Raw genomic sequence first — 21,510 nt, 5'->3', positions numbered from 1 at the left:
GGCTGTCGCCGGTCAGCAGTCCGTCTTCGTGCTGCCCGTGGTGCCCGTCGCGGCCGGTCGCGGTGCGCCGCCCGGCTGGGCCGACAGCGTCTCGGTCAGCGCTTTCAGGTCGGCCGACGTTTTCGTATGCGCGTCCTTTTCCGCCGTGAGCGCGGTATTCAACGAGTCCACGGTCGCGGTCAGCTTCGTGATCGTTTCGGCCTGTTCGCGGCCGAACGTCGCGAGCGCTTCGACGGCCTGCGTCAGATCACTGAATCGCTTGTCGTCGGCGTCGCCCTTGCTTTTCACGATGCCGAGCAATTCGGCGACACGGGCGAATACACCCGGCGTCTGCGTCTCGAACTCGATCACGGTTTCTTCGGCCGCCGTGAAGAGGTTGTCGCGGTGTTGCTTGCGCGTGGCAAACGGGTTGTCGTCGCCTTTCCCAGCCGCGAACGCGAGGATTTCCGTGCCGAGACTCGCCGGGCTGTCGGTGACGGCGAGACCGATGAGGTACGCCTGTTTGGTGTCCGCGAACGACGGTGCCACCTCGATCGACGTGTAGATCTTCTGGGATTTCTTCGTCATGTCGACGAGCGCCGGCGTCGGCTGAATCTGCGCGTACAGCGCCAGCTTCCCTTTCAGCGGACCGTCGCTGATCGCTTCGGCGCGCAGTGCGGTAACGTCGCCATACGAGCCGAACTGGTTCGTACTCGCGCCGGTCATGGGTGCATAGCCGCGAATGTGCTCGCAGTTCACGCGTGCGCCGTACATATCGCGGTTGTACGTGGCCGCCATTTGCGTGATCCAGTCGCGCTCGATCGTGCGACCGTCCGTCGTGGCACCCTCGACGGCGACGCGGAACCATTTCGAGGTCGTCGCGTGATTGCCGGTGGCCGCCACGCTGCCGATCCCGAGTGCCGCGAGGCCGAGGCCGCCGGCGACGGCGCCGTGACTCGTCATCGTTGAGAACATGTCGGCATGGCCGACCAAGGCGTGAACCTGCTCGCCGACGACAGCCGCGTGTGCGTACATCGGTGCAAGCATCGCGGCGATGGCCGCGCCGAGCGCGGACGCGCCCACAACAATGATTCGTTTCGCCGGTCGGTTCATCGAATTCCTCTCAGGTTCCGTTCTCGTATTGGCGCCGCACTTCGCGGCGCATCGTCGCTTGTAACAATGTGCGACTGGTGTAACGGAATGTTGCCGGGATGCTTCCTCTCGAACAACGACAGGACTCCGTAATCTGTCGGAGTACAAACTGTCACGCTCCGCGCGCGCGTGCGACGCCGGTACGCTTCCGGCATGATCGAAACTGTCGAAAACCTCTCCGCTGATATCGAGCCGAGGCGCGTCGCGCGTGACCTTTATTGGAAGGGCTGGCGCGTGACGTCGATCGCGCGTGTCCTGAACGAACCGAGATCCACAATCGAATCGTGGAAACAGCGCGACCAGTGGGATAAAGCCAGTGTTGCCGAGCGTGTCGAATCGTCGATCGAGATGCGCATGATGCTGCTGATCGCCAAAGAGGTGAAAGACCCGGTCGACTTCAAAGAAATCGATCTGCTCGGCCGCGAGCTTGAGCGCATGGCGCGCGTGCGCAAATATAGCGATACCGGAAAAGAATCCGACCTGAATCCCGCGATCAAGGCCCGCAACGAAGGACCGAGGAAACGCACCCCCAAGAACAACATCACGCCCGAACAGCAAGCCAAACTGCACGATGCGTTCCTCGAATCGCAGTTCGACTACCAGAAAGTCTGGTACCGAAACGGCCAAAACCGCACGCGCAATCTGCTGAAGTCGCGGCAGATCGGTGCGACGTTCTATTTCTCGCGTGAAGCGCTCGACGATGCGCTCGAAACTGGCCGCAACCAGATTTTCCTATCGGCCAGCAAGGCACAGGTGCACGTGTTCCGGCAGTACATCTGCGCGTTCGCGCGCGAGGTGGCGGAGGTCGAATTGACCGGCGACACGATCCTGCTGCCTAACGGTGCCGAGTTGATCTTTCTCAGCACGAATGCGAAGACGGCGCAGAGCTATCACGGCAACTTCTACTTCGACGAGTACTTTTGGGTTCACGGCTTCAAGACGCTGAACAAAGTTGCCAGCGGCATGGCGATGCACAAGCACTGGCGCAAGACGTATTTCTCGACGCCGTCGAGCATCACGCACGAGGCCTACACGTTCTGGACGGGCGACCACTATAACCGCGGACGGGCGAAGGCCGATCACATTCACCTGGACGTATCGCATACGGCACTCGCAAACGGCCGCGTTTGCGAGGATCGGCAGTGGCGCCAGATTGTCACGGTCGAGGATGCCGTCGCTGGCGGTTGCAATCTGTTCGATCTGAACGAATTGCGACTCGAATACAGCGCAGACGAGTACTCCAACCTGCTGATGTGTCAGTTCATCGACGACAGCGCATCGATATTCCCCCTCGCCGACCTTCAACGCTGCATGGTCGACATGTGGGAAGAATGGGACGACGTACAGTTTCTGGCCGATCGACCCTACGGCTATCGGCCTGTTTGGGTCGGCTACGACCCTGCCCTTACGGGCGACTCGGCCGGCTGCGTCGTGCTCGCTCCGCCTGCCGTCGAGGGCGGCAAGTTCCGTGTTCTGGAAGCGCTGCAGTGGAACAAGATGGATTTCGAGGCGCAGGCCGAAGGTATCCGGAAGATCACGCAGCGCTACACGGTCGCATACATGGCGATCGATACGACAGGCATCGGTCAGGGCGTGTATCAGCTCGTTCGCCAGTTCTACCCTGCCGCCGTCGCGCTCAACTACTCGCCCGAGGTCAAAACACGGTTGGTGCTGAAGGGCCAATCGGTGATAGGAAAAGCCCGTCTCGAATTCGACGCGGGCCGCACGGATATCGCGCAGTCGTTCATGGCGATCCGCAAGACGCTGACGGCCAGTGGCCGACAGGTGACGTACCACGCCGGCCGCAGCGAGGAAACCGGGCACGCCGACCTTGCATGGGCCTGCCTGCATGCGCTTGGTAACGAACCGCTCGAAGGCTCGACCGTCAACAACCGCAGTTTCATGGAGATTTCCTGATGAAGAAGCCCCAACGCCCGAGCGGCAAGCACAACGTCGATACCGCACCGGCGACGAGCGCGGCCACCGGTCAGGCGTTCACGTTCGGCGATCCGATGCCGGTCATGTCGCGCACGGAAATCCTCGACTATTCCGAGGTCTGGTCGAACGGCGAATGGTATGAGCCGCCCGTGAGTTTTTCCGGGCTCGCGAAGTCGTTTCGCGCCGGCACGCATCACGCGTCGGCCATCTACTTCAAGCGTAACGTGCTCGCGTCGACCTTCATCCCGCATCCGCTGTTCTCGCGCGAAGCGTTCCGGCGTTTCGCGCTCGACTTCCTGACGTTCGGCAACGCGATTACCGAGCGAAAGCTGAATCGAATCGGAAAGACAATGGCGTTCGAACCGGCGCCGGCGAAGTATGTGCGCCGCAAACCGGATCTGGTGAACTACGTGCAGACGAACGGGTTCCAGACAAAATACGAATTCCCGGAAGGCTCGGTGTTCCACCTGATGGAGCCCGACATCAACCAGGAGGTGTACGGCCTGCCCGAGTATCTCGGCGCGCTTCACGCGGCCTGGCTGAACGAGTCGTCGACGCTGTTCCGGCGCCGCTACTACGAAAACGGCAGTCATGCCGGGTTCATCCTGTACATGACGGACGCCGCTCAGCAGCAGACGGACGTCGATGCGATCCGCGACGCGCTGAAGAACTCGAAGGGGCCGGGCAACTTCCGGAATCTGTTCGTGTATTCGCCGAACGGCCACAAGGACGGCATCCAGCTGATCCCGGTTTCGGAGGTCGCCGCGAAAGACGAGTTCTTCAACATCAAGAACGTGACGCGCGACGACCTGCTTGCCGCGCATCGCGTGCCGCCGCAACTGCTCGGTATCGTGCCGAGCAACACCGGCGGTTTCGGCGCGGCCGACACTGCGACGCGCGTGTTCGCGCGCAACGAAATCGAGCCGCTACAGGCTCAGTTCCTTGCGTTCAATGAATGGGCCGGCGACGAGATTATCCGCTTCAATCCTTATACGCTGCCGACCCTTGAGGCAACCGCGCAGAACAAGTAGCGGAGTATCAACGCTTTTTCATGATGTCGATGCACTGTTCAAAGTTTGCTTCGACGAAGTACAGATTCTTTTTCCCGCATGCGATCTTCCATTCATCGAATCCCGGCTTAGATGATGGGCTTCCGAAATAGGTTACCTTTGCGCCGGTTTTCGCCAAGGTATCCCAAATGTGGCCATCCTCATGCACGACCCGGACGCCAGATACAAAAACGCGGGCAGCTTTTTTGACCGCTGATTGCCATTGAGCTTGCTGATTTTCCACAAAATCCGGCGATACCTTGACGGCCTTTCCCTTTGCGTACATGGCGAGCGCGGGTGAAAAACTATCGTCGTTTGCGCATCGATGTAACGTCTCTTCGAGAGTCAATGTCCGGATCGGTGCGGAGACGTCGGCACGTCCAGAATCTGCAATTTGGATGTTTTTGAATGTCCCAAGGGGTATGTCCGGCCAGAAATTGGACGAGCCATGGAGCTTTAGCAGCGCCATGTGTCTGGATGGCACGTTGGACGAATACAGGAGACCGTCAAGGAGACCTTCAAGGCCGACGATTCTCGCTGACTCTTCGATCAGCAAATCGTAGTTCAGGCTCGAATACACGACATGCGTTGTTCCCACCTCGCGAATCATTCGAACGTAGACGTTATTCGGTCCGGGCCTAAACTGCGCAAGATACTGAGCGAGTTCACGCTGGAATCGCATGATATTCCGCCCACTCCATTCGTAGTATTCGGCCATGCCGGCTTCGAAGTCGGAGCGAAACGTCGCTTTCAGTTCGTCCGGCAACGTCGCAGCGACCCCGCCGGCTTTCACCAGCTCGTCAAAGAGATATCCGCCGAGTGGCGGTGTATGCGGGTGCGCGTCAATACTTCCATAGCTGGCGCCAGCGCCGAGCAAAACGACCGTTGACATGTTTGGATCCCCGATTCCGATGCGTCTATTCGCTTGTTCTCCGCCCGGTGATCTGCATTTACCGGCGGCCCTAATCGTCATACTTATCCGAGCCATATTTTCTCGTAAACGGATGCATCAGACTCCCCATTCTGTGCGTTAACGTGCGGCATTTTTACAACGAGGAATTTCGCCGGGGACCGCCGCCCGGCATAGCTTCCCGCCGGGTGCGCGACCGCATCAAAAATGGGGAGACAAGAAGCGGGCAGGCGGGGAGGGGGGACCGCGTTTCAGGAACCGTGATTGTGGTACGAAAGCAACAGGCCCGCCCCCCGTTTTCGCCCCGCCGCGCCCTCTTCCTGCCCCGCCACGGCCCTGCGTCCGCCCAGCCGGTGTCTGCCGCACCCCGCGACGCCCGACCGCTCCTAGCGGTTCCTGCCGCGTCTGCGCCTCTTCCCGGTTCCGTGATATCACTTTTTGATTGCACAATGCTTGCACTTTTTGCTATCATTTCGGTATGAAATCGAAACACGCCCGCACCCTCGCCGCGATCTTCACCAAGCCGACTCTGGGCGGGATCGTGTTTTCTGACATTGAATCGCTCGTCGTCGCACTCGGCGGCGAAATCCACGAAGGCGCAGGTTCGCGCATCGCCTTCGAACTGAACGGCACGCGCCGCTATCACCATCGCCCGCATCCGGGCAAAGAGGCGAAGCGATATCAGGTGGAAGATCTGCGCGACTGGTTTATCGGAATGGGAATCAAGCCATGAACAACGCCATGTCTTACAAGGGATATTTCGCGCGGATCGATTTCGACGGGCGCGATAGCATTTTCGTCGGCCACGTGCTCGGCGTGGATGACAAGATCAGCTTCCACGGCGAAACGGTGGAGGATCTGTCTCGCGACTTTCATGCGGCCGTCGATCACTATCTCGACGACTGCAAGCGCGCCGGACGCGAGCCGCAAAAGCCCGCTTCAGGCAAGCTGATGCTGCGCATCGATCCGGCCGTGCATGCGCGCGTCGGTATCGCTGCCGCCCTGTCGGACGAAAGTATCAACCAGTGGTCGGAGGAAGTATTGGGGCGCGCGGCCCGTGAAGTGCTTGAACGCGCAGGGTACGCGCCTGATGGGCGCGCCCCGGCGCAGGTTGCCGGGGCGTGAGAAGTGATCCGCGATGGATGGCTAGATCGATGTTGCCGGGCGCCACCATCGTTCCGCATCACGTATCGCGGCAATAAGCGCGCGGGCCGTGTAGCCCAGGCACTCCGCGCGCTGCACAAGTTCGCACCGCACACGCCACGCATTCGCAGATACCAACGATCGCTCTCGCGGGCTGAACGGCATGATTGCGCCGTCGATGATCGGGCCGGTACACACGACACGGTCATATGCCTCGCACCGTTCGTGATATTCGACCGCCAGCGACGTCAGTCCGTTGTTCGTCTCCCACGTTTGACTGTACAGCACGTGGGTAACGCCCCAATCGTCCCTGGCCATCGTGCAGATTGCAGCGCGCTCACCGTCACCCGGATCGTATCCGATCCAGCTGTTCTCACCGAACGTGCTGATCGTCGCGCACCGTTCCATCACGCGCCCTCCGCGTCGACAAACCGCGACACCGCCATCGCGACGGCGGCCGCCCTGCTGACGCCCAGGCGCGCGGCCACCGCATCGACGCGCGCGAGCAGCGTCGGATCGATCCCAAGGCTGATCGTTTCTTTCTTCTGACGTGCGGGCGCGCGAGCCTGCGTCGCGACGGTCGACCGTTCCGGCGCGGCTGCGTCCGGTGCGCTTCCGATGAACTGCTCGATTGCGGCCGCTTTGCGTGCGTCCGGTCGCTTCGTGATTGTCATGCCTCCCCCTTTCGATATTGAACCGATATCGCTTTGATATCGGTTCTCCATTGCTTCGATAGTGTTACGCGGCCAGAACGGCATCGAGCAAGCGCTCGGCCTCCGCGCACGCGGACATATCCCGACGCGGCATTTCTTCAACGTGCAGCCCGGCGGCCGCCGCGTTCGCGAACGCCTTGCGCCGCGTCAAACGGCATTCGAGCAGTTCGAACGTGGAGAACTCTCGCAGCGCGGCCGCCGCGTCGCGATTGTCGGGCCCGCTCACGTCGGCAAGGTTCATGAAGGCGAGTGCCTTCAGATCGTGGACCGCGCGCGCTTCGTCGATGAGCTCGGCAATGTCCTTCACCGCCCACACTTCGAAGGATCTCGGCACGAATGGGATCAGCGCCACGTCTGCGACCGTCAGCGCGGCCCGCAGCGCGCTCGAATCGCCCACGCCGGCATCGATGACGACGTGATCGAATGCTCCGGCCTGGGCCGTGACCTGCGCGCGCAGCGTGGCGCCGTTCGAATAAGCCGAAGCGGCGATCGGCGGCCGGCCGCTTTCGGCGCGGATCGTGATCGCGCTGATCGCGGTTTCCTGACGATCGCCATCGACAAGCCAGACGCGTGCGCCGGTGAGCGACAGGCCGATAGCGAGCTGCAATGCGGTCGTCGATTTGCCGACGCCGCCCTTGGTGTTCACGACTGCGATTTTCATATTGCTCCCCCGAGCATTGACCTGCATTGACCATCCATCAATTTGCTATCGTTTCGATATCGAATCACCGCTGCTCCGCCATCGGTATTATTTCCAAGCGTCCGACCGGTACGGCCGCCATTGCTTTGCGGAACTGCTCGATATCTATTTCGCCGACGTCGGCGCGCACGGTAAGGCATCGGTCGACACCTCCGCGAGCCTCGATTTGGCTCGGCAAAACGAAGCGATCAAGCAGATAAGACGCGCAGTCGTGCGGTCGGTCCGACCATACTTTGATCCCCGTGTCGCGGTGCGACACTTCCCACATCGGGTAATTTCCGCCCTTGAGCCATTTGGCACGGGCCTTTGTCGTTTGCATACGCTCTCCAATTACACGTCGAATTCGAACTCTGGTGTCGTGCGGCGCGGCCGCTTCGGAATCGGAAGCTCGGGCGGCTCCATCTGCACGCGCGTGCGGTACGTGTGGCCGCACGTCACTTCGTCGCACTGGAAATCGATTAGCCATTCGGTCTCTGAAACCTTCTCCATCGCGCGCGCGATGCCGCGCGTGTCGCAATGCGGGCATGCGATCGTGAATCTCATGCTCGTGCGTCCTGGCGCATCGTCGTGCGTGCGTTGACCGCGCCGCGCAGCGGCGTCGACGGCATGACGTCGAGCTGCACGCCGGCGCGCGGCCGTGCCGATGCCGATAGCGAAAACAGAATCTCGAAGCCCGCCGGCGTGCGATAGCCGCAGTCGTCGCAGTAGAAGTACATGCGACGGAACGTGGTCGACAGTCCTTCCGTGTGACGCGCGTCGATTTCACCGCCGCAGCACGGGCATTCAATTTTCATAGTCATATGGCCTCCATTCGCGCTCGTTTCGGCCGGTCCCGGCCCCGTCATTGGTCTGTTCCGGCGGATCGTCGTGCGTCCAGCCGCTGTTTTCGTACTCGTTGACGCCGCCTTCGAGCGGCGGCGTACAGTTATTTACACGGGTCCAAGGCGCACGCTGCGCGTGCTCCAAACCCGACTCCCAATCCGCGGCCGCCGCGGGATGCTCGGCCGCCCACTTCGCGTATTCGTCACCCGTCAGGATCAGATCCGGGATCTCGATGCCGTCGACGCCACGCTCGGCGTAACCGCCGCGCGTGATCGCGATATCGAACGTCCCCGTGACCTTTGCGGCCGCCGAGCGCGACGCGCGCGTGATTTCCCACGTGTACCGCTTCGACGGCACCGTGACCGTGCGCGGCATGACGTCGATCCAGTTGCCGAGCACGTCACGGACCTTCGCCACCTCGTGGTATTCGATCCCAACGATGCGCGGTGCGCCGTCTTCCCCGTACTGGTTCGGCTGGTCGTTCTCGATCTTCGCGATTCGCACGCGATAGTCGCGGCCGCACGCGACGCCGCCCTGTGCCTGCACGTAGTGATCCCATGCGACGGACGCGTTCTCGCGCCCCTCATAAACCGCTACCTTGTTCACGGCGTTGTGCGCGAGCTGTACAAACTTCGGCGCGTCACTCGGCACCGCCTCGACGCGGCGAAGTTCGCGCCAGACCGACACCGGCGGGCCGCCGATCTGCTGAAACTGGCGGATGCGCCAGCGCGTCGCCCATGCCTCGACGCGCTCCGACGTCTCGATCGAGTCGTTCCCGTGCAGATCCTTTTCGAGCCGATATCCGTCAATGTTCTTCGCTACGTACTTTGCGATGTAGCCTGCCGCCGTTCCCTTGTCTGGGTCCATGCGCCTGAGTTCGACGCGACGCTCCTGCGCGCCGCGCTCGTCGCCGTCGACGGCGAGCGCATATCGGCGGATCGTCGCGCGCACCGTCGCGTCATGCTGCCTCGGATAGAACAGCAGGCAGTGCCAATGCGGCGTGCCGTCATGGTTCGGTTCTGCAATCCGGAAGCCGTACATGCAGATGTCTTTGCGCGCGAGTGCTGCGCGGATGCGCGCCCACGTTTTGCGCAGATGAGCTTGCGCCTCACGGGGAGACGTGCCGTCCCACTTCGTATTGGCGCGTGCTCGCCCGTACACCGTCGTCATGCGGTGCATGCGCGACGGGCACGTGATCGTGGCAAACATCCCTGTATCGCCGGCCGCGATTGCGATGCGCTCGAACCCGTTGATGCGCGTCATCAGCTCTGCTCGGCGGATCGACTTGTTGGCTGTACCCTTCGCGGCGAGTTGCGCGAGCGTGAATTCCTGATCGGTTTCGATGTTGCGGGCGATCGTCGCGTCGAGCGCGGCCGCGTTGCGGTCGTTCTGTTCCTGGCGATCGCGTACCGAGACGTTCGACACGTAACACTCGCGGTCTTGCGACACGATCCCCAGCAGGATTGCGGCCGATTCCTTCGCCATGCCGTGTGCTTTGCGCAGGCGGCCTTTCCACCACTTCGCGGCGACCATTCGGCGCACCGCCGGGCCGTCTTCGTACATTTCGTCCGGCGCCTCGATGTTGTATCCAGCGCAGATCGCCGACAGCGCGACACGCTGCTCGAACACGTCGGCGCCTTTCGCCTGCGCTTCCGTCAGCCCCGCAGCGCGCAGCACGCCGACGTCGAACGTGCCTCGACGCTGCTCGCGCTCCAGCTTGATCACTGTCACACGACATGCTTCTGCCGCCTTCCAAGCCGCATCGCACACTTCGTGATCAGCTGCGCCGAGTGGCAATTGCGGGCACGCCGGCCGCAGCAGCGCAACGCTGTCGCGCAACGCCTCATTCGCCGCCCGCCGCGCGATGCCCTCTGCCGTGACTTTCGAGCGGCTGAACGACGAACGTCGGCGCTCCCATTGAGACAGGAGACGCATCGCCCACGGGCGTGGAAGGTCAGCGACCATTTCGTTGGCCCAGGCGTGATCCCCCCCGATTTCGTACATACCCATCTGCTTACTCGCAGAGCCCGTAAGCGGAAGCGCATGCTGTCGCCGGTTCGGCGTCCGCGAGAAGGTCGTACTGCCGGCCGCCGCGTGTGGTCTTCGCCCATTCGACAACATCGAGAATCGTGCTCACCTTGCCGGTGTGGCCTTGCGTGCCGCGGTGAAAAAACGACACTGGGCTGCCCGGCCGGCAAACGTCGGAGACGAGGCCCTCCCATTCCGCGATCCGCTCCACGTGCTCGGGAAAGCGGCGCGCGATTTCCCGCAGTTCAAACTTCCCAGCGTTGATGCAGGGCATACAGCCAACCCGTGCCATTCCTTCGCGATACAGCGGATTCGCGCGAATCCCTGCTGCTGCATGCGCGTCGAACACGTCAGCTACGTTCCATCGCAGGATCGGTCGATACACCGAGTAATGACCGCCGCGAGCCTCGTACGAGGGGAGCCAGCGGCGCGCCTCGCTTTCGTCGGCGCGAACTCCTTGCCATGATTCAACCGCGAAGCCCTGATCGATCAGGTCGAGCTGATACTCGGTGAGCGGGTTGCGCTTCAGATATTCGGTGCAGAACTGGCGCTTGCGGGACGGGAAGCCGCCACGCACCATGCACAGGTCAAGGAACGAGTTTCCCGTCGGGTGCAGCAGGTCGAGCGCGCGAGCCGCCGCCTCGCGCGTCCACGCGTACATGAACTCACGCTTTCCGTAGACGGCCGATTCCGGCTCGCCCGCGGCGATCCGCGCGAGGTTTGCGCGCTTCGTAGCGAACTCGTCGGTGAAGTCGGCGCGCACAACGTCGACCGAGACGCCGAGTACGCGCGGCAGGTACTCCAGCGCGTACTCGTACGTCGCCTCGTGCTCGTTGCCGGTGTCGGCGAACACGGCGCGCACGCTCTCGCGGCCGTGCAGCTCGAGCGCGACGAGCAGCGTCGCGGTGCTGTCCTTGCCGCCAGACAGGGAAACGACGTGGAGGATCCGCCTCTCGCTCATGCGAAACCTCTTCCGATGCGACTGATCGCCGCCCAATAGCGCTCGGGCGTCACTGCATTCCGTTCGCTGCGTGATTCATGCGCGGCCGGGAAGCGGTGATGAACGAGGTCAACGAGCGCGGCGCATGCAGCGCTACCGGTCGATGTCGGCTTGATATCCGAAACGCGCGGCGTCGGCCGAGGCGTGAACGAAATGTGCGAATCGCCGAGATAGCCGATATCGCCGTCGTCGAGGCGGTATCCGAGGTCAGAAAAAGCGGTCGAAGTGGCCATCAGTGCAATGCCCCCTCGCTCACCTCCGGGATTGCGCCGCCGTCCAGCGCGAAATCCCACGCCATGTAGTAGGCCTGCGACAGCCCAAAATCTTCCGGCAATGAGCGCACAAGGCCGAAATCGTCAACCACAATCCCGAACAATACCTGCGGTTGGTAATGCTTGTAGTGGAGCGTGATCATGATCAAGCCCCCAGCCAATAGAAGAAGCGATCGAGCGCGCGAGCGACACGCCAGTGACGGCGGAAATACGGGCCTTCCAGCGTGAAACCGCCCAGGCTCGACGGATGGATTCGTGCATGCTTCAGGTGAATTTGCGACATGGTTCACTCCATACGGTGATTAGCAGTCCGATTGGACTAAGCTGATACCCGCCCCTGGAATTGATGACCTGTACAGACAGCGCGGCCGGGCGGAACAGGCGCGCGATCTGCGCCTTATCCCGCCCGGCCGGTCTTTGCGAGCACGTCCGCGCGCAGTCGCATGGCGTTTTCGACCGAAAGCGCCAACGTGCCGGCCTTGTCGGCTTGCGTGACTCGTTCGCGTGCGTCATCGATCGCGAGCATGCGCATCGCGGCGTTGCCGACGCTGAATCCTGATTCGATGTGGGTGACGACGTAGCGCTGCGGGCTGTCGAACGAGTGGTAGACGTTGCAGTGCACGCCAAAGGTCATGCCCTGCCCGTTCTTGATGGTGAGCGGTTCACCTACGACGCTGCGCAGGCCGTTTTCTTGAAGGATGCTGTAGCGGATAGTCCGGCCATTTGCCGGTGCTTCGCCTATCGATCTGGCACCGTTTTCCGAGGTATCGGCGGGTTTCGAAGCGGTGAGATTTGTAACGGTCTGTTGCGGCGAATCCTGCATTTTGCTGCCCCCTATTCAACCCCCGAGACGATGTTTTGGTGAAACATCGCCCCGACAGCCGGGTAGCAAGTCCAGCACCGGCGGGGGTTTTAGCCGGTTGCGGGGCGACAGCCGGAGAATACTGCAAGATTCGTAAAGCATGCAAGTATCTTGCACGTGCAAAGTTTGTGCAGGTTGCAGGATCAAGAACCTTGCAGTACCGTGCAACCTATTGATCCAAGGGGGGATTTCAATGCTGAACTGTGACCACTATCTGGACCTTGCGAAGATCAAGCGCGATCTTCCGTCCGACTATGCCCTCGCCAAACTGCTCGGCGTTGGTCAGTCTGCCCTCACGAACTACCGCAAGGGCCGCAGCCACTTCGACGATGCGATGGCGATCAAGATCGCTCAGATCTGCGAAATCGACCCGGCCGAAGTCCTGTTTGCGATGCAAGTCGAGCGTGCGAAAACTGACGAGGCACGAGCTGTCTGGTCTGGCCTTCTGGAAAAATTTTCCAAGGGTTTTCGGTGGCTGGCGCTACCCGCTAACGCTTGTGGGGCTTTGATCCCGCAGGTGTAACGCCAGCTAAGTTAGCTTTGGGGCAGGACTAGTCTTCACGTTATGTCAACTACGAGGGCTGACCAAACCGATGCTCCGATTCGGCAAAAACTGACGCCCGACGAAATGCTCGCTTGGCTCGGCGTGCACGCGTCGCATTACTTTTCGAGCCAGCGCAACCTCGTGCACTACGTGCGTGGCAGGAACGTCGTCGACGCGATTCGCGCGCGAAGCACGACCGCCCATTCGCCGCCGCCCTCGCGCGGTGATTGAACGACTGGCTCGACGAAGAAGTCGTGAGCTTCGATCCATACGCCATTCCGCCGGCCCAGCCGGCTGCATAGACCACGGTGGACCGGCGCGACATTCGCGGTCGGCCCCGGTGACGCTACGCATGCGCCGCAGTGCGGGCGCGCGGGCGGGCGCGCGTTCGTGTCGGAGCTGGCTCCGGCGTCGCTTCGGCCGCCGACTGTGCCGGCGCAACGGTCAGATGCAATCCCAACGCGCCGACAACCTTCATGATCGTTGCAAACTCCGCGTTCCCACCTTCCGACAGCGCACGATAGAGTGCTTCGCGCTTTACGCCGGACTCGCGCGCCAGCGCGGTCATGCCGCGCGCTTTCGCGACGTTCCCGAGCGCGGCCTGGATCAGGCGCGGATCGCCATCTTCGAACGCTTGCGCCAGGTAGTGACGAATCGTTTCCTCGTCCTTCAGGTACTTCGAGCCGTCGAATTCGGCCAGTTCGCTGATTTTCATCTTCAATCCTCCAGTTCACCGGCGATTTGCTTCGCCGTCTTGATGTCCTTTTTTTGCGTCGACTTGTCCCCGCCACACAACACCACGACGATGATTTTTCCGCGCCGCACGAAGTACGCCCGGTATCCCGGCCCGACGTCGATCTTCATTTCGTTGACACCGTCACCGACTGCGCGCCACTGGCCAAGGTTGCCGAGCTTCGCCCGCTCGATGCGCAGACTGATTGCCGCGCTGCCGACCGGATCGCGAAGCCCGTCGAGCCAGCTATCAAATTGGGGGGTGGTCAGGACTTTGAACATGAATGGATTGTAACCTATGGGGGACACTGCAGCTACTGCCTCGTGCGGTTTCGCCTAATCGGCGCTCGCCGCTGTCGGACGCGGCGGGCGGAGTCCGAAGTCGCAGCCTCTCGTGCTCACTTCCGCACGTTTTCTCTCTTTGGGCATACCCGTAGACGGCCTACACCGGGTTGCCTGTCGATTGCCCCTCGAGGCCCAGGCATGCGGCCGCTTCCCGATGCGGGATTTCCGTGCAATTGGATGCACAATTCGTTTACCGTGATTCAGGACCGACGCGTCCGCACCATTCGCTGTCGTGCAAGCGCGACTCCTCAAGGATCGTTGTGTCAAAGCCTCACTATTTCGGCCAGCCCCGCGTCGACGGCAACCAACCGTCAACAGCTCTCCGCAGCGGTGAAGTCGCCGGGCGGCAATGGTCGGTTCGCCACGTCCTTTGCTTCGGCGCGCGTCAGGCCTAGCGTCTGCAACACCATCGCCGCGGCCCGCTCGGGGAGCCGGCCTTCGTCTCCCGCCGGCTTCCTCGCTTCGCCCTCAGCCGTGTCGGCCGCGTAGCACTCCGCCGCGATCGCCGCCAGGATCGTCCCCGTCATCGCGAGCACGCTCATGAACGGATCGCCGACGACGAAGCGGCGTGCCGCGATTCCGCGCTCGCTGTCCCGCCGCAAGTGCCGGCCCAGCCCGTGGTCGAGCGCACGCGCGGAAAAGCCCTCCCGCATCAGGAACCGCCCCCACAGCCGCTCGCGGCGCGCGCGCATCAGCGTGTGACGCACGCAAACCGACACGACCTCGGCCGGATCCGACAAACCGCTCGCAAGACGCTCGAGCCCGTCCGCGAAATCGTCGAACACCCACTCGGTCAGCGCGGCGAAGATGCCGTCCTTCGATTCGAAGTGGTAGTAAAACGAGCCGAACCCCACATCCGCCGCCTCGGTGATCTCACTGATCGCGACGTTGTCCCTGCCCTTTTCCGCCATCAGGCCGAACGCCGCCCGCAGCAAGCGCATACGTGTCGCCTCCTTGCGCCGGGCGCCGCGGGGTTGACGCTGTTCCGCTTCCGCCACTGACGCATTCGGGCGACGCGGCCGGACCGGTTTGTCGTCCACGAGCGCACCTTCCCTTTCCATAAGAATTTTCTGCATGACGCAATTCTAGATGACTCGCTCATACTTGACAACATTATCAGTTATGAGTCTAATCTCGAAAATAGCAGAACCGGTTCCTGTCCGGACACTGTTCCGGACCCACGCCAGCGAGCGTCGGTGACGCGCAGGCGGCCCCGTCGGCACACTCGGCGGCCATCGTCGTGCGCAAGCCGTGTCATGTCGGCAATCGGAACGATCTGCACCTCGAACGTCGGAGTACTGATTGATCGTCATGCGCACCGTCGGCGGAGACGCCCTCGCGCGCCTGCATAAACCGGGGTGACCCGCCGTGGTCGCCGAATCATTTTTAGTTTGACCCTCACTTGTCTTGGAAACATCGTGAAATCACCCGGACTTGACGCGCGGACTTCAACGCGCCCGTTTCTGACACGCATCGCGCCACCGCTTCGGCGCGCCCCGATCGCATTCGCCTGCTGTGCGATTCTTCTCGCGGCTTGCCACTCGCACGAGGCCCCGGCGCCCGAACTGCAACCGGTGGTCGCGCTGCCGGTTCATGCGGACAATGGCGCCGTGCAGCGCGTGCTGCCCGCGCAGGTTCAGGCGCGATATTCGACGCCGCTGTCGTTCCGGGTCGGCGGCAAGATCGTCGAGCGGCGCGTGCGAATCGGCGACACCGTCAAGGCCGGCCAGACCCTCGCGATGCTCGATCCGGCCGATCTGCACAACACGTTGCTGAACGCGCGCGCGCAGCTCGATGCCGCCGAGCATCGCCTCGCCTATGCGAAGCAGCAACTGGATCGCGACCGCGCGCAGGCTCAGGCCAACCTGATCGCGCCCGCGCAGCTCGAGACAACGCAGGACGCGTATGCATCGGCGGTCGCGCAACGCGATTCCGCGCTCGCGCAAATGGCGCTCGCGGGCGATCACCTGCGCTACGCGACGCTGGTCGCGGATCACGACGGCGTCATCACGTCGGAGGATGCCGATACCGGGCAGAACGTCGAGCCCGGCCAGGCGGTGTTTCATCTGGACTGGAGCGGCGACCTCGACATCGTCTGCGACGTCGCGGAGCGCGATCTGCGCGATCTCGCGGTCGGCCGCACCGCGCACGTCAGCCTGACGGCACTGCCGGGCAAGGTGCTCGACGCACGCGTGCGCGAAGTCGCGGCGGCCGCTGATCCGCAAAGCCGCACCTGGCGCGTGAAGCTGACGCTGGTCGCGCCGGGGCCGGACGTCCGCTCCGGGATGACCGCCAGCATCTCGTTCGACGGCGCCACCGACACCGCCGTGGACCACGCGATCACGCTGCCGGCCACCGCACTCTTCCATCGCGGCGAAGCGCCGGCGGTCTGGGTCATTCGCAAAGGCAGCGACACGCTGGAACTGCGCCCGGTAACGGTCGGACGCTACGACGAGCGTACGGTCACGGTCACGTCCGGCCTCGCGGAAAACGAGCGTGTCGTGATGCAAGGCGTCCATACGGTGAGTACCGGCCAGCACGTGCGCGTGGTGCCGCCGCTGCATGCGGAGGACTTCGCATCATGAACGGTCCAGAACACCGGTCCTCGATGGACGGTGCGCTCGGCGCACAAAGCGGTGCCGCGTCGCGCGATGACGGCGGTTTCAATCTGTCGGCATGGGCGCTGAAGCATCAGCAACTGGTGATCTTCCTGATCGGCCTCGCGACGATCTTCGGCATGATCGGCTATACGCGCCTCGCGCAATCGGAGGATCCGCCGTTCACGTTCCGAACCATGGTGATCCAGACCTATTGGCCGGGCGCCACGGCGCGCGAAGTGCAGGAACAGGTCACGGACCGGATCGGCCGCCAGCTCCAGGCCGCGCCTTACGTCGATAACATCAAGAGCTATTCGCGCCCCGGCGAGTCGATGATCTTCTTTGCGATGAAGGATTCGGCGCCGGTCGACCAGGTGCCGGAAACCTGGTATCAGGTGCGCAAGAAGGTCGGCGACATCCGGGCGACGCTGCCGAAGGGCACTGTCGGCCCGTTCTTCAACGACGAATTCGGCGACGTCTATACCAACATCTATGCGCTCGAAGGCGACGGCTACTCGCCCGCGCAACTGCACGATTACGCGGACAAGCTGCGCACCGTGCTGTTGCGCGTGCCGGGTGTCGCGAAGGTCGACTACTTCGGCGACCCCGCCCAGCACGTATTCGTCGAGATCTCGAACGCGCAACTGACGCGGCTCGCGATCACGCCGCAGCAGCTCGCGCAGGCCATCGACGCGCAAAACGCCGTCGCACCGGTCGGCACGATCACGACATCGGACGACCGCGTATTCGTGCGGCCGAGCGGCGCGTTCAAGGACACGCAGGCGCTCGCCGACATGCTGATCACGGTGAACGGCCGGACGTTCCGGCTCGGCGACGTCGCGAAGGTCACGCGCGGCTACGACGATCCGCCCGTCACGCAGATGCGTACGAACGGTCACGCGGTGCTCGGCATCGGCGTAACGATGCAAAAAGGCGGTGACGTGATCGACCTCGGCAAGGCGCTCGACGCGAAGGCAGCCGAGCTCCGGGCTGGTTTGCCCGCCGGACTGAAGCTGGCCGCGGTGTCGAGCATGCCGCATGCCGTCAAGCACTCGGTGGACGATTTCGTCGAAGCGGTCGGCGAAGCCGTCGCGATCGTGCTCGTCGTCAGCCTCGTGTCGCTGGGCCTGCGCACCGGCATGGTCGTCGTCATCACGATTCCGATCGTGCTCGCCGTGACGGCACTGTGCATGCACGTGTTCGGCATCGGCCTCGACAAGGTGTCGCTCGGCACGCTGGTGCTCGCGCTGGGGCTGCTGGTGGACGATGCGATCATCGCCGTCGAAATGATGGCGGTGAAGCTCGAGCAGGGTTGGAGCCGCGCGCGCGCGGCGGCCTTCGCCTACACGAGCACGGCGTTCCCGATGCTGACCGGCACGCTCGTCACGGTATCGGGCTTCCTGCCGATCGCGCTCGCGAAATCGAGCACCGGCGAATACACGCGGTCGATCTTCGAGGTTTCCGCGATCTCGCTGATCGTGTCGTGGTTCGCGGCCGTCGTGCTGGTGCCGCTGCTGGGCTACCACATGCTGCCCGAGCAGCAGCATCACGACGCTCATGCACATGGGCAGGACGTTTATGAAACGGGCTTTTACCGGCGGCTGTCCGGATGGATCTCGGCGTGCATCGAGCGCCGCTGGGTGGTGCTGGGCGTAACGGCCGTGCTGTTCGCGATCGCGATGGCGGCATTCACGCGCGTGCCACAGCAATTTTTCCCGAACTCGGAGCGCCCCGAGCTGCTGGTCGACCTGCGCCTGCCGGAAGGCGCTTCGTTCGACGCGACACTGCGTGAGGCCACGCGGCTCGAGAAGGTGCTCGACGGTCGGCCCGAAATCGATCACGTCGTCGATTTCGTCGGCACCGGTGCGCCGCGCTTCTACCTGCCGCTCGACCAGCAGCTCCAGCAGCCGAACTTCGCGCAGTTCGTGATCACGGCCAAGGACGTCGAATCGCGCGACCGGTTGTCGCATTGGCTCGAGTCGACGCTGGCAAGCCGTTTCCCGACCGTGCGCACGCGCGTCGCGCGCCTCGAGAACGGGCCGCCCGTCGGCTTTCCGATCAAGTTCCGCGTGAGCGGCGACGACATCGCGACCGTTCGCGGCATTGCCGAAAAAGTGGCGGACAAGATGCGCGCCGATGCCCGCACGCGCAACGTGCAGTTCGACTGGGACGAGCCGGCGGAGCGATCGGTGTCGTTCGAAATCGATCAACTGAAGGCACGCCAGCTCGGCGTGACGTCGGAAGACGTGTCGAGTTTCCTCGCGATGACGCTGTCCGGCTATACGGTTACGCAGTATCGCGAACGCGACAAGCTGATCGACGTCGACCTGCGCGCGCCGAAGCGCGAACGGATCGACCCGTCGCAGCTCGCCGGCCTGGCGATCCCGACGCCGCACGGCCCCGTGCCGCTCGGCACGATCGGCCACGTGCGCGACACGCTCGAATACGGCGTGATCTGGGAACGCGACCGCCAGCCGACCGTCACGGTGCAGGCCGACGTTCGTGGCGAAGCGCCGAGCATCGGCGTGACGCGCGCCATCGACGGCACCCTGGCGACGCTGCGCGCCACGCTGCCGACCGGTTACCGGATCGAGGTCGGCGGTGCAGCCGAGGAGAGCATGAAGGGCCAGACGTCGATCAACGCGCAGATGCCGCTCATGATCATCGCGGTGCTGACGCTGCTGATGATCCAGCTCAAGCGCTTCTCGCGCACCTTCATCGTCGTGCTGACGGCCCCGCTCGGCCTGATCGGCGTGGTCGCGGCGCTGCTGCTGTTCGGCAAGCCGTTCGGCTTCGTCGCGCTGCTCGGCGTGATCGCGATGTTCGGGATCATCATGCGCAACTCGGTGATCCTGGTCGACCAGATCGACCAGGACATCGCGGCCGGGCAGCCACGCTTCACCGCGATCGTGGGCGCGACCGTGCGCCGCTTCCGGCCGATCATGCTGACCGCCGCGGCCGCCGTGCTCGCGCTGATTCCGCTGTTGCGTTCCGGCTTCTTCGGCCCGATGGCCACCGCGCTGATGGGCGGTATCACGATCGCGACGGTGCTGACCATCTTCTTCCTGCCGGCCCTCTATGCGACCTGCTTCAAGGTGCGCAGCGACGAACGCGAGTCGCACGCAATGGACGTCGCGTCCTCGGAGACATGCTGATGAAATTTCCCCTTACCACATCGGTGCTCGCCGCGAGCGCGGCGCTCTGCCTGAGCGGCTGTGCAATGGCCCCGAGCAGCACGCCGCCCGCGATGCCGTCGCCGGCGCACTACGGCGCGACGCCTCAGGCGCCGCGCACCGCCGAAGCGGCAGGCGTCGCGCAGCAGTTCGACGTCGGCGCCGCGCCCGTCCCGCAATGGTGGCGCCTGTATCGATCCAGCGCGCTCGACGCGCTGGTCGACGAAGGCCTGCGCGCGAACCCGACTCTGGCCGCGGCGGAAAAGACGCTCGCCGCCGCGCAGGAGGAGCTGCGCGCGCAGATCGGGGCGTCGACGCTGCCGTCGATCGACGCGAACGCGCAGGTGGCCCGCACGCGCACGCCCGACATCTCCGGCGCGGGCGCGCAAAGCCTGCGCTACAACGTCTTCGTCGGGCAACTGCAGGCGCATTACACCTTCGACCTGTTCGGCGCCACGCGATACGCGAACGAGGCGAGCGCCGCGCGCGTCGACGTGCGCGGTTGCGAGCTCGAAGCGGCAAGGCGTGCGCTGGCGGCCAACATCGTCGGCACCGCCATCCGCGCCGCGACGCTCGACCGCCAGATCCTGCTGACGGAGCGCCTGGTCGCCGTTGCCGAGGCATCCGCAGTCGAAGACCAGCAACGTTACGCGCTCGGCGCGGTGTCCCACGTGCAGTCGCTGGCGTCGACGCAGGGCGCGGCGTCGCTCGCCGCGACGCTGCCGCCGCTGCGCCAGCAGCGTGCGAGCGCGGTTCACGCGCTCGCGATCCTGCTGGGCCGCACGCCCGACGCGCCACCTCCGGTCCCCTCCTACACTGGACTGTCGCTGCCGGAACACGTGCCCGTGGTCGTGCCGTCCGACCTGCTGAAGGCACGGCCGGACATCCGCGCGGCCGCGGCAGCCGTGAAGGCGGCATCGGCGGACGTCGGCGAGGCGACCGCCCAGTTGTTCCCGAGCCTGTCGCTCACCGCGACGATGGGGCGCGGCGGCTTCAGCTGGCCAGCGCTGTTGTCGGGCGCGGGCGGGCTGTGGGCCGTCGGCGCCGGGCTGTCGCAGCCGATCTTCCACGGCGGTGCGCTGCTGGCTCACCGGCGGGCGTCGCGCGATGCGTACGACGCCGCGGTGCTGCAGTACAAGGCGGCGGTGCTGTCCGCATTCGGCGATGTCGCCGATTCGCTCGCCGCGCTGGACAACGACGCGCAAGGACTGGCCGCGAACGAACTCGCGGCGCGCGCGGCAGGCGAGGCTTTCCACGAAACGGCGCAACGCCGCACATTGGGTGCCGTTCCGATGTCCGCGCAACGGTCGAGCGAACAGCTCTATCTGAACGCGGAACTCGATGCGGTGCGTGCCGCGAGCCGCCGGATGACCGATACGGCGGCGCTGCTGCAGGCAATGGGCGAACTGCCGCCCGCCACCGGCACGACGGTCGCGGCCCGGCAATAGCCGCTGCTTGCGTCGATGGACCGGCTGCGCGCCTTCGGGCCGCACCGGTCCGCAGTCTCGAAGCCCGATGCCCGGCGTACCGTGCATCGCGCGGCGCCGGGCC

The 21,510-nt window shown here is 63.8% G+C and carries 25 protein-coding genes; 8 read left to right on the top strand and 17 right to left on the bottom strand.

Going from position 1 to position 21,510, the window contains the following annotated elements; genetic code table 11:
• Positions 1–12: 12 nt before the first annotated feature.
• Positions 13–1,092: a GPO family capsid scaffolding protein gene (locus tag DID99_RS01770; protein WP_124665951.1), complete on the bottom strand. Its 1,080-nt coding sequence runs from the start codon at positions 1,090–1,092 to the stop codon at positions 13–15.
• Positions 1,093–1,284: 192 nt separating this feature from the next.
• Here DID99_RS01770 and DID99_RS01765 point away from each other — a divergent pair, with 192 nt between their 5' ends.
• Both DID99_RS01765 and DID99_RS01760 read left to right on the top strand, forming a co-directional pair.
• Complete coding sequence (locus tag DID99_RS01765) at positions 1,285–3,048, top strand: terminase ATPase subunit family protein (RefSeq protein ID WP_124665950.1); 1,764 nt, start codon at positions 1,285–1,287, stop codon at positions 3,046–3,048.
• Complete coding sequence (locus DID99_RS01760; RefSeq protein WP_124665949.1) at positions 3,048–4,100, top strand: phage portal protein; 1,053 nt, start codon at positions 3,048–3,050, stop codon at positions 4,098–4,100. The genes DID99_RS01765 and DID99_RS01760 overlap by 1 nt, the downstream gene beginning before the upstream one ends.
• A 7-nt stretch (positions 4,101–4,107) precedes the next feature.
• On the opposite strand, the gene DID99_RS01755 is transcribed toward DID99_RS01760, so the two are convergent.
• On the bottom strand, positions 4,108–5,010 hold the full coding sequence (locus DID99_RS01755; protein ID WP_124665948.1) for a hypothetical protein: 903 nt from the start codon (positions 5,008–5,010) through the stop codon (positions 4,108–4,110).
• Between the two features lie 496 nt (positions 5,011–5,506).
• Between DID99_RS01755 and DID99_RS01750 the strand changes: the two genes are divergently transcribed.
• Both DID99_RS01750 and DID99_RS01745 read left to right on the top strand, forming a co-directional pair.
• Complete coding sequence (locus DID99_RS01750) at positions 5,507–5,761, top strand: type II toxin-antitoxin system HicA family toxin (protein ID WP_124665947.1); 255 nt, start codon at positions 5,507–5,509, stop codon at positions 5,759–5,761.
• Positions 5,758–6,153, top strand: a complete 396-nt coding sequence (locus DID99_RS01745; protein ID WP_124665946.1) for a type II toxin-antitoxin system HicB family antitoxin — start codon at positions 5,758–5,760, stop codon at positions 6,151–6,153. The genes DID99_RS01750 and DID99_RS01745 overlap by 4 nt, the downstream gene beginning before the upstream one ends.
• A gap of 21 nt (positions 6,154–6,174) precedes the next feature.
• Here the strand turns inward: DID99_RS01745 and DID99_RS01740 are convergent, their stop codons facing one another.
• From DID99_RS01740 to DID99_RS01690, 12 genes are all read right to left on the bottom strand, one after another.
• Entirely contained in the window at positions 6,175–6,579 is a 405-nt protein-coding gene (locus tag DID99_RS01740; protein ID WP_124665945.1) for a hypothetical protein, read from the bottom strand.
• Positions 6,579–6,929: a hypothetical protein gene (locus DID99_RS01735; protein ID WP_260444529.1), complete on the bottom strand. Its 351-nt coding sequence runs from the start codon at positions 6,927–6,929 to the stop codon at positions 6,579–6,581. Before DID99_RS01735 ends, DID99_RS01740 begins: the two co-directional genes overlap by 1 nt.
• Entirely contained in the window at positions 6,910–7,545 is a 636-nt protein-coding gene (locus tag DID99_RS01730) for an AAA family ATPase (RefSeq protein WP_124665989.1), read from the bottom strand. The genes DID99_RS01735 and DID99_RS01730 overlap by 20 nt, the downstream gene beginning before the upstream one ends.
• Before the next feature lie 64 nt (positions 7,546–7,609).
• On the bottom strand, positions 7,610–7,903 hold the full coding sequence (locus DID99_RS01725; RefSeq protein WP_124665944.1) for a hypothetical protein: 294 nt from the start codon (positions 7,901–7,903) through the stop codon (positions 7,610–7,612).
• A gap of 11 nt (positions 7,904–7,914) precedes the next feature.
• A complete protein-coding gene (locus DID99_RS01720) occupies positions 7,915–8,127 on the bottom strand; it encodes an ogr/Delta-like zinc finger family protein (RefSeq protein ID WP_124665943.1) in 213 nt (70 codons plus the stop codon).
• Entirely contained in the window at positions 8,124–8,384 is a 261-nt protein-coding gene (locus DID99_RS01715; protein WP_185733721.1) for an ogr/Delta-like zinc finger family protein, read from the bottom strand. Before DID99_RS01715 ends, DID99_RS01720 begins: the two co-directional genes overlap by 4 nt.
• Positions 8,368–10,137: a replication endonuclease gene (locus DID99_RS01710; protein WP_260444528.1), complete on the bottom strand. Its 1,770-nt coding sequence runs from the start codon at positions 10,135–10,137 to the stop codon at positions 8,368–8,370. Before DID99_RS01710 ends, DID99_RS01715 begins: the two co-directional genes overlap by 17 nt.
• Before the next feature lie 283 nt (positions 10,138–10,420).
• Positions 10,421–11,395: a phosphoadenosine phosphosulfate reductase family protein gene (locus DID99_RS01705; protein ID WP_124665942.1), complete on the bottom strand. Its 975-nt coding sequence runs from the start codon at positions 11,393–11,395 to the stop codon at positions 10,421–10,423.
• Positions 11,392–11,667: a hypothetical protein gene (locus tag DID99_RS01700; RefSeq protein WP_124665941.1), complete on the bottom strand. Its 276-nt coding sequence runs from the start codon at positions 11,665–11,667 to the stop codon at positions 11,392–11,394. The genes DID99_RS01705 and DID99_RS01700 overlap by 4 nt, the downstream gene beginning before the upstream one ends.
• Positions 11,667–11,849 (bottom strand): hypothetical protein, encoded by a 183-nt coding sequence (locus DID99_RS01695; RefSeq protein WP_124665940.1) that lies wholly within the window; start codon positions 11,847–11,849, stop codon positions 11,667–11,669. Before DID99_RS01695 ends, DID99_RS01700 begins: the two co-directional genes overlap by 1 nt.
• Before the next feature lie 2 nt (positions 11,850–11,851).
• Positions 11,852–11,989: a hypothetical protein gene (locus tag DID99_RS37095; protein ID WP_185733720.1), complete on the bottom strand. Its 138-nt coding sequence runs from the start codon at positions 11,987–11,989 to the stop codon at positions 11,852–11,854.
• A gap of 114 nt (positions 11,990–12,103) precedes the next feature.
• A complete protein-coding gene (locus DID99_RS01690) occupies positions 12,104–12,529 on the bottom strand; it encodes a hypothetical protein (protein WP_124665939.1) in 426 nt (141 codons plus the stop codon).
• A 232-nt stretch (positions 12,530–12,761) separates the two neighbouring features.
• On the opposite strand from DID99_RS01690, the gene DID99_RS01685 reads away from it, so the two are divergent.
• Entirely contained in the window at positions 12,762–13,091 is a 330-nt protein-coding gene (locus DID99_RS01685) for a DUF3693 domain-containing protein (protein WP_124665938.1), read from the top strand.
• A 367-nt stretch (positions 13,092–13,458) separates the two neighbouring features.
• On the opposite strand, the gene DID99_RS01680 is transcribed toward DID99_RS01685, so the two are convergent.
• The 3 genes from DID99_RS01680 to DID99_RS01670 form a co-directional block, all read right to left on the bottom strand.
• A complete protein-coding gene (locus tag DID99_RS01680; protein ID WP_124519438.1) occupies positions 13,459–13,827 on the bottom strand; it encodes an addiction module antidote protein in 369 nt (122 codons plus the stop codon).
• A 2-nt stretch (positions 13,828–13,829) separates the two neighbouring features.
• Positions 13,830–14,126: a type II toxin-antitoxin system RelE/ParE family toxin gene (locus DID99_RS01675; protein WP_059449128.1), complete on the bottom strand. Its 297-nt coding sequence runs from the start codon at positions 14,124–14,126 to the stop codon at positions 13,830–13,832.
• A 374-nt stretch (positions 14,127–14,500) separates the two neighbouring features.
• Positions 14,501–15,265: a TetR/AcrR family transcriptional regulator gene (locus tag DID99_RS01670; protein WP_409362688.1), complete on the bottom strand. Its 765-nt coding sequence runs from the start codon at positions 15,263–15,265 to the stop codon at positions 14,501–14,503.
• Between the two features lie 342 nt (positions 15,266–15,607).
• Between DID99_RS01670 and DID99_RS01665 the strand changes: the two genes are divergently transcribed.
• The 3 genes from DID99_RS01665 to DID99_RS01655 are packed head-to-tail and all read left to right on the top strand — an operon-like array spanning position 15,608 to position 21,407.
• The gene (locus DID99_RS01665) at positions 15,608–16,774 is read left to right on the top strand and encodes an efflux RND transporter periplasmic adaptor subunit (protein WP_124665936.1); all 1,167 of its coding nucleotides are present in this window, start codon (positions 15,608–15,610) and stop codon (positions 16,772–16,774) included.
• The gene (locus tag DID99_RS01660) at positions 16,771–19,941 is read left to right on the top strand and encodes an efflux RND transporter permease subunit (protein WP_124519531.1); all 3,171 of its coding nucleotides are present in this window, start codon (positions 16,771–16,773) and stop codon (positions 19,939–19,941) included. The genes DID99_RS01665 and DID99_RS01660 overlap by 4 nt, the downstream gene beginning before the upstream one ends.
• Positions 19,941–21,407 carry an efflux transporter outer membrane subunit gene (locus tag DID99_RS01655; RefSeq protein ID WP_185733719.1) on the top strand — a complete coding sequence of 489 codons (1,467 nt, stop codon included), beginning with the start codon at positions 19,941–19,943 and terminating at the stop codon, positions 21,405–21,407. The genes DID99_RS01660 and DID99_RS01655 overlap by 1 nt, the downstream gene beginning before the upstream one ends.
• Positions 21,408–21,510: the final 103 nt, after the last annotated feature.

Origin of the sequence: Burkholderia sp. Bp8986, assembly GCF_003854225.1 — a bacterium.
Classification (GTDB): Bacteria; Pseudomonadota; Gammaproteobacteria; order Burkholderiales; family Burkholderiaceae; genus Burkholderia.
The sequence above is the reverse complement of the archived record's forward strand: the minus strand, read 5'-3'. Positions and strand labels throughout refer to the sequence as shown.

Excerpts from the sequence above, each read along its gene's own strand:
- DID99_RS01770 (WP_124665951.1), bottom strand. The coding sequence starts at position 1,092 with ATGAACCGACCGGCGAAACGAATCATTGTTGTGGGCGCGTCCGCGCTC.
- DID99_RS01765 (WP_124665950.1), top strand. The coding sequence starts at position 1,285 with ATGATCGAAACTGTCGAAAACCTCTCCGCTGATATCGAGCCGAGGCGC.
- DID99_RS01760 (WP_124665949.1), top strand. The coding sequence starts at position 3,048 with ATGAAGAAGCCCCAACGCCCGAGCGGCAAGCACAACGTCGATACCGCA.
- DID99_RS01755 (WP_124665948.1), bottom strand. The coding sequence starts at position 5,010 with ATGTCAACGGTCGTTTTGCTCGGCGCTGGCGCCAGCTATGGAAGTATT.
- DID99_RS01750 (WP_124665947.1), top strand. The coding sequence starts at position 5,507 with ATGAAATCGAAACACGCCCGCACCCTCGCCGCGATCTTCACCAAGCCG.
- DID99_RS01745 (WP_124665946.1), top strand. The coding sequence starts at position 5,758 with ATGAACAACGCCATGTCTTACAAGGGATATTTCGCGCGGATCGATTTC.
- DID99_RS01740 (WP_124665945.1), bottom strand. The coding sequence starts at position 6,579 with ATGGAACGGTGCGCGACGATCAGCACGTTCGGTGAGAACAGCTGGATC.
- DID99_RS01735 (WP_260444529.1), bottom strand. The coding sequence starts at position 6,929 with ATGCCGTTCTGGCCGCGTAACACTATCGAAGCAATGGAGAACCGATAT.
- DID99_RS01730 (WP_124665989.1), bottom strand. The coding sequence starts at position 7,545 with ATGAAAATCGCAGTCGTGAACACCAAGGGCGGCGTCGGCAAATCGACG.
- DID99_RS01725 (WP_124665944.1), bottom strand. The coding sequence starts at position 7,903 with ATGCAAACGACAAAGGCCCGTGCCAAATGGCTCAAGGGCGGAAATTAC.
- DID99_RS01720 (WP_124665943.1), bottom strand. The coding sequence starts at position 8,127 with ATGAGATTCACGATCGCATGCCCGCATTGCGACACGCGCGGCATCGCG.
- DID99_RS01715 (WP_185733721.1), bottom strand. The coding sequence starts at position 8,384 with ATGACTATGAAAATTGAATGCCCGTGCTGCGGCGGTGAAATCGACGCG.
- DID99_RS01705 (WP_124665942.1), bottom strand. The coding sequence starts at position 11,395 with ATGAGCGAGAGGCGGATCCTCCACGTCGTTTCCCTGTCTGGCGGCAAG.
- DID99_RS01700 (WP_124665941.1), bottom strand. The coding sequence starts at position 11,667 with ATGGCCACTTCGACCGCTTTTTCTGACCTCGGATACCGCCTCGACGAC.
- DID99_RS01695 (WP_124665940.1), bottom strand. The coding sequence starts at position 11,849 with ATGATCACGCTCCACTACAAGCATTACCAACCGCAGGTATTGTTCGGG.
- DID99_RS37095 (WP_185733720.1), bottom strand. The coding sequence starts at position 11,989 with ATGTCGCAAATTCACCTGAAGCATGCACGAATCCATCCGTCGAGCCTG.
- DID99_RS01690 (WP_124665939.1), bottom strand. The coding sequence starts at position 12,529 with ATGCAGGATTCGCCGCAACAGACCGTTACAAATCTCACCGCTTCGAAA.
- DID99_RS01685 (WP_124665938.1), top strand. The coding sequence starts at position 12,762 with ATGCTGAACTGTGACCACTATCTGGACCTTGCGAAGATCAAGCGCGAT.
- DID99_RS01680 (WP_124519438.1), bottom strand. The coding sequence starts at position 13,827 with ATGAAAATCAGCGAACTGGCCGAATTCGACGGCTCGAAGTACCTGAAG.
- DID99_RS01675 (WP_059449128.1), bottom strand. The coding sequence starts at position 14,126 with ATGTTCAAAGTCCTGACCACCCCCCAATTTGATAGCTGGCTCGACGGG.
- DID99_RS01670 (WP_409362688.1), bottom strand. The coding sequence starts at position 15,265 with ATGCAGAAAATTCTTATGGAAAGGGAAGGTGCGCTCGTGGACGACAAA.
- DID99_RS01660 (WP_124519531.1), top strand. The coding sequence starts at position 16,771 with ATGAACGGTCCAGAACACCGGTCCTCGATGGACGGTGCGCTCGGCGCA.
- DID99_RS01655 (WP_185733719.1), top strand. The coding sequence starts at position 19,941 with ATGAAATTTCCCCTTACCACATCGGTGCTCGCCGCGAGCGCGGCGCTC.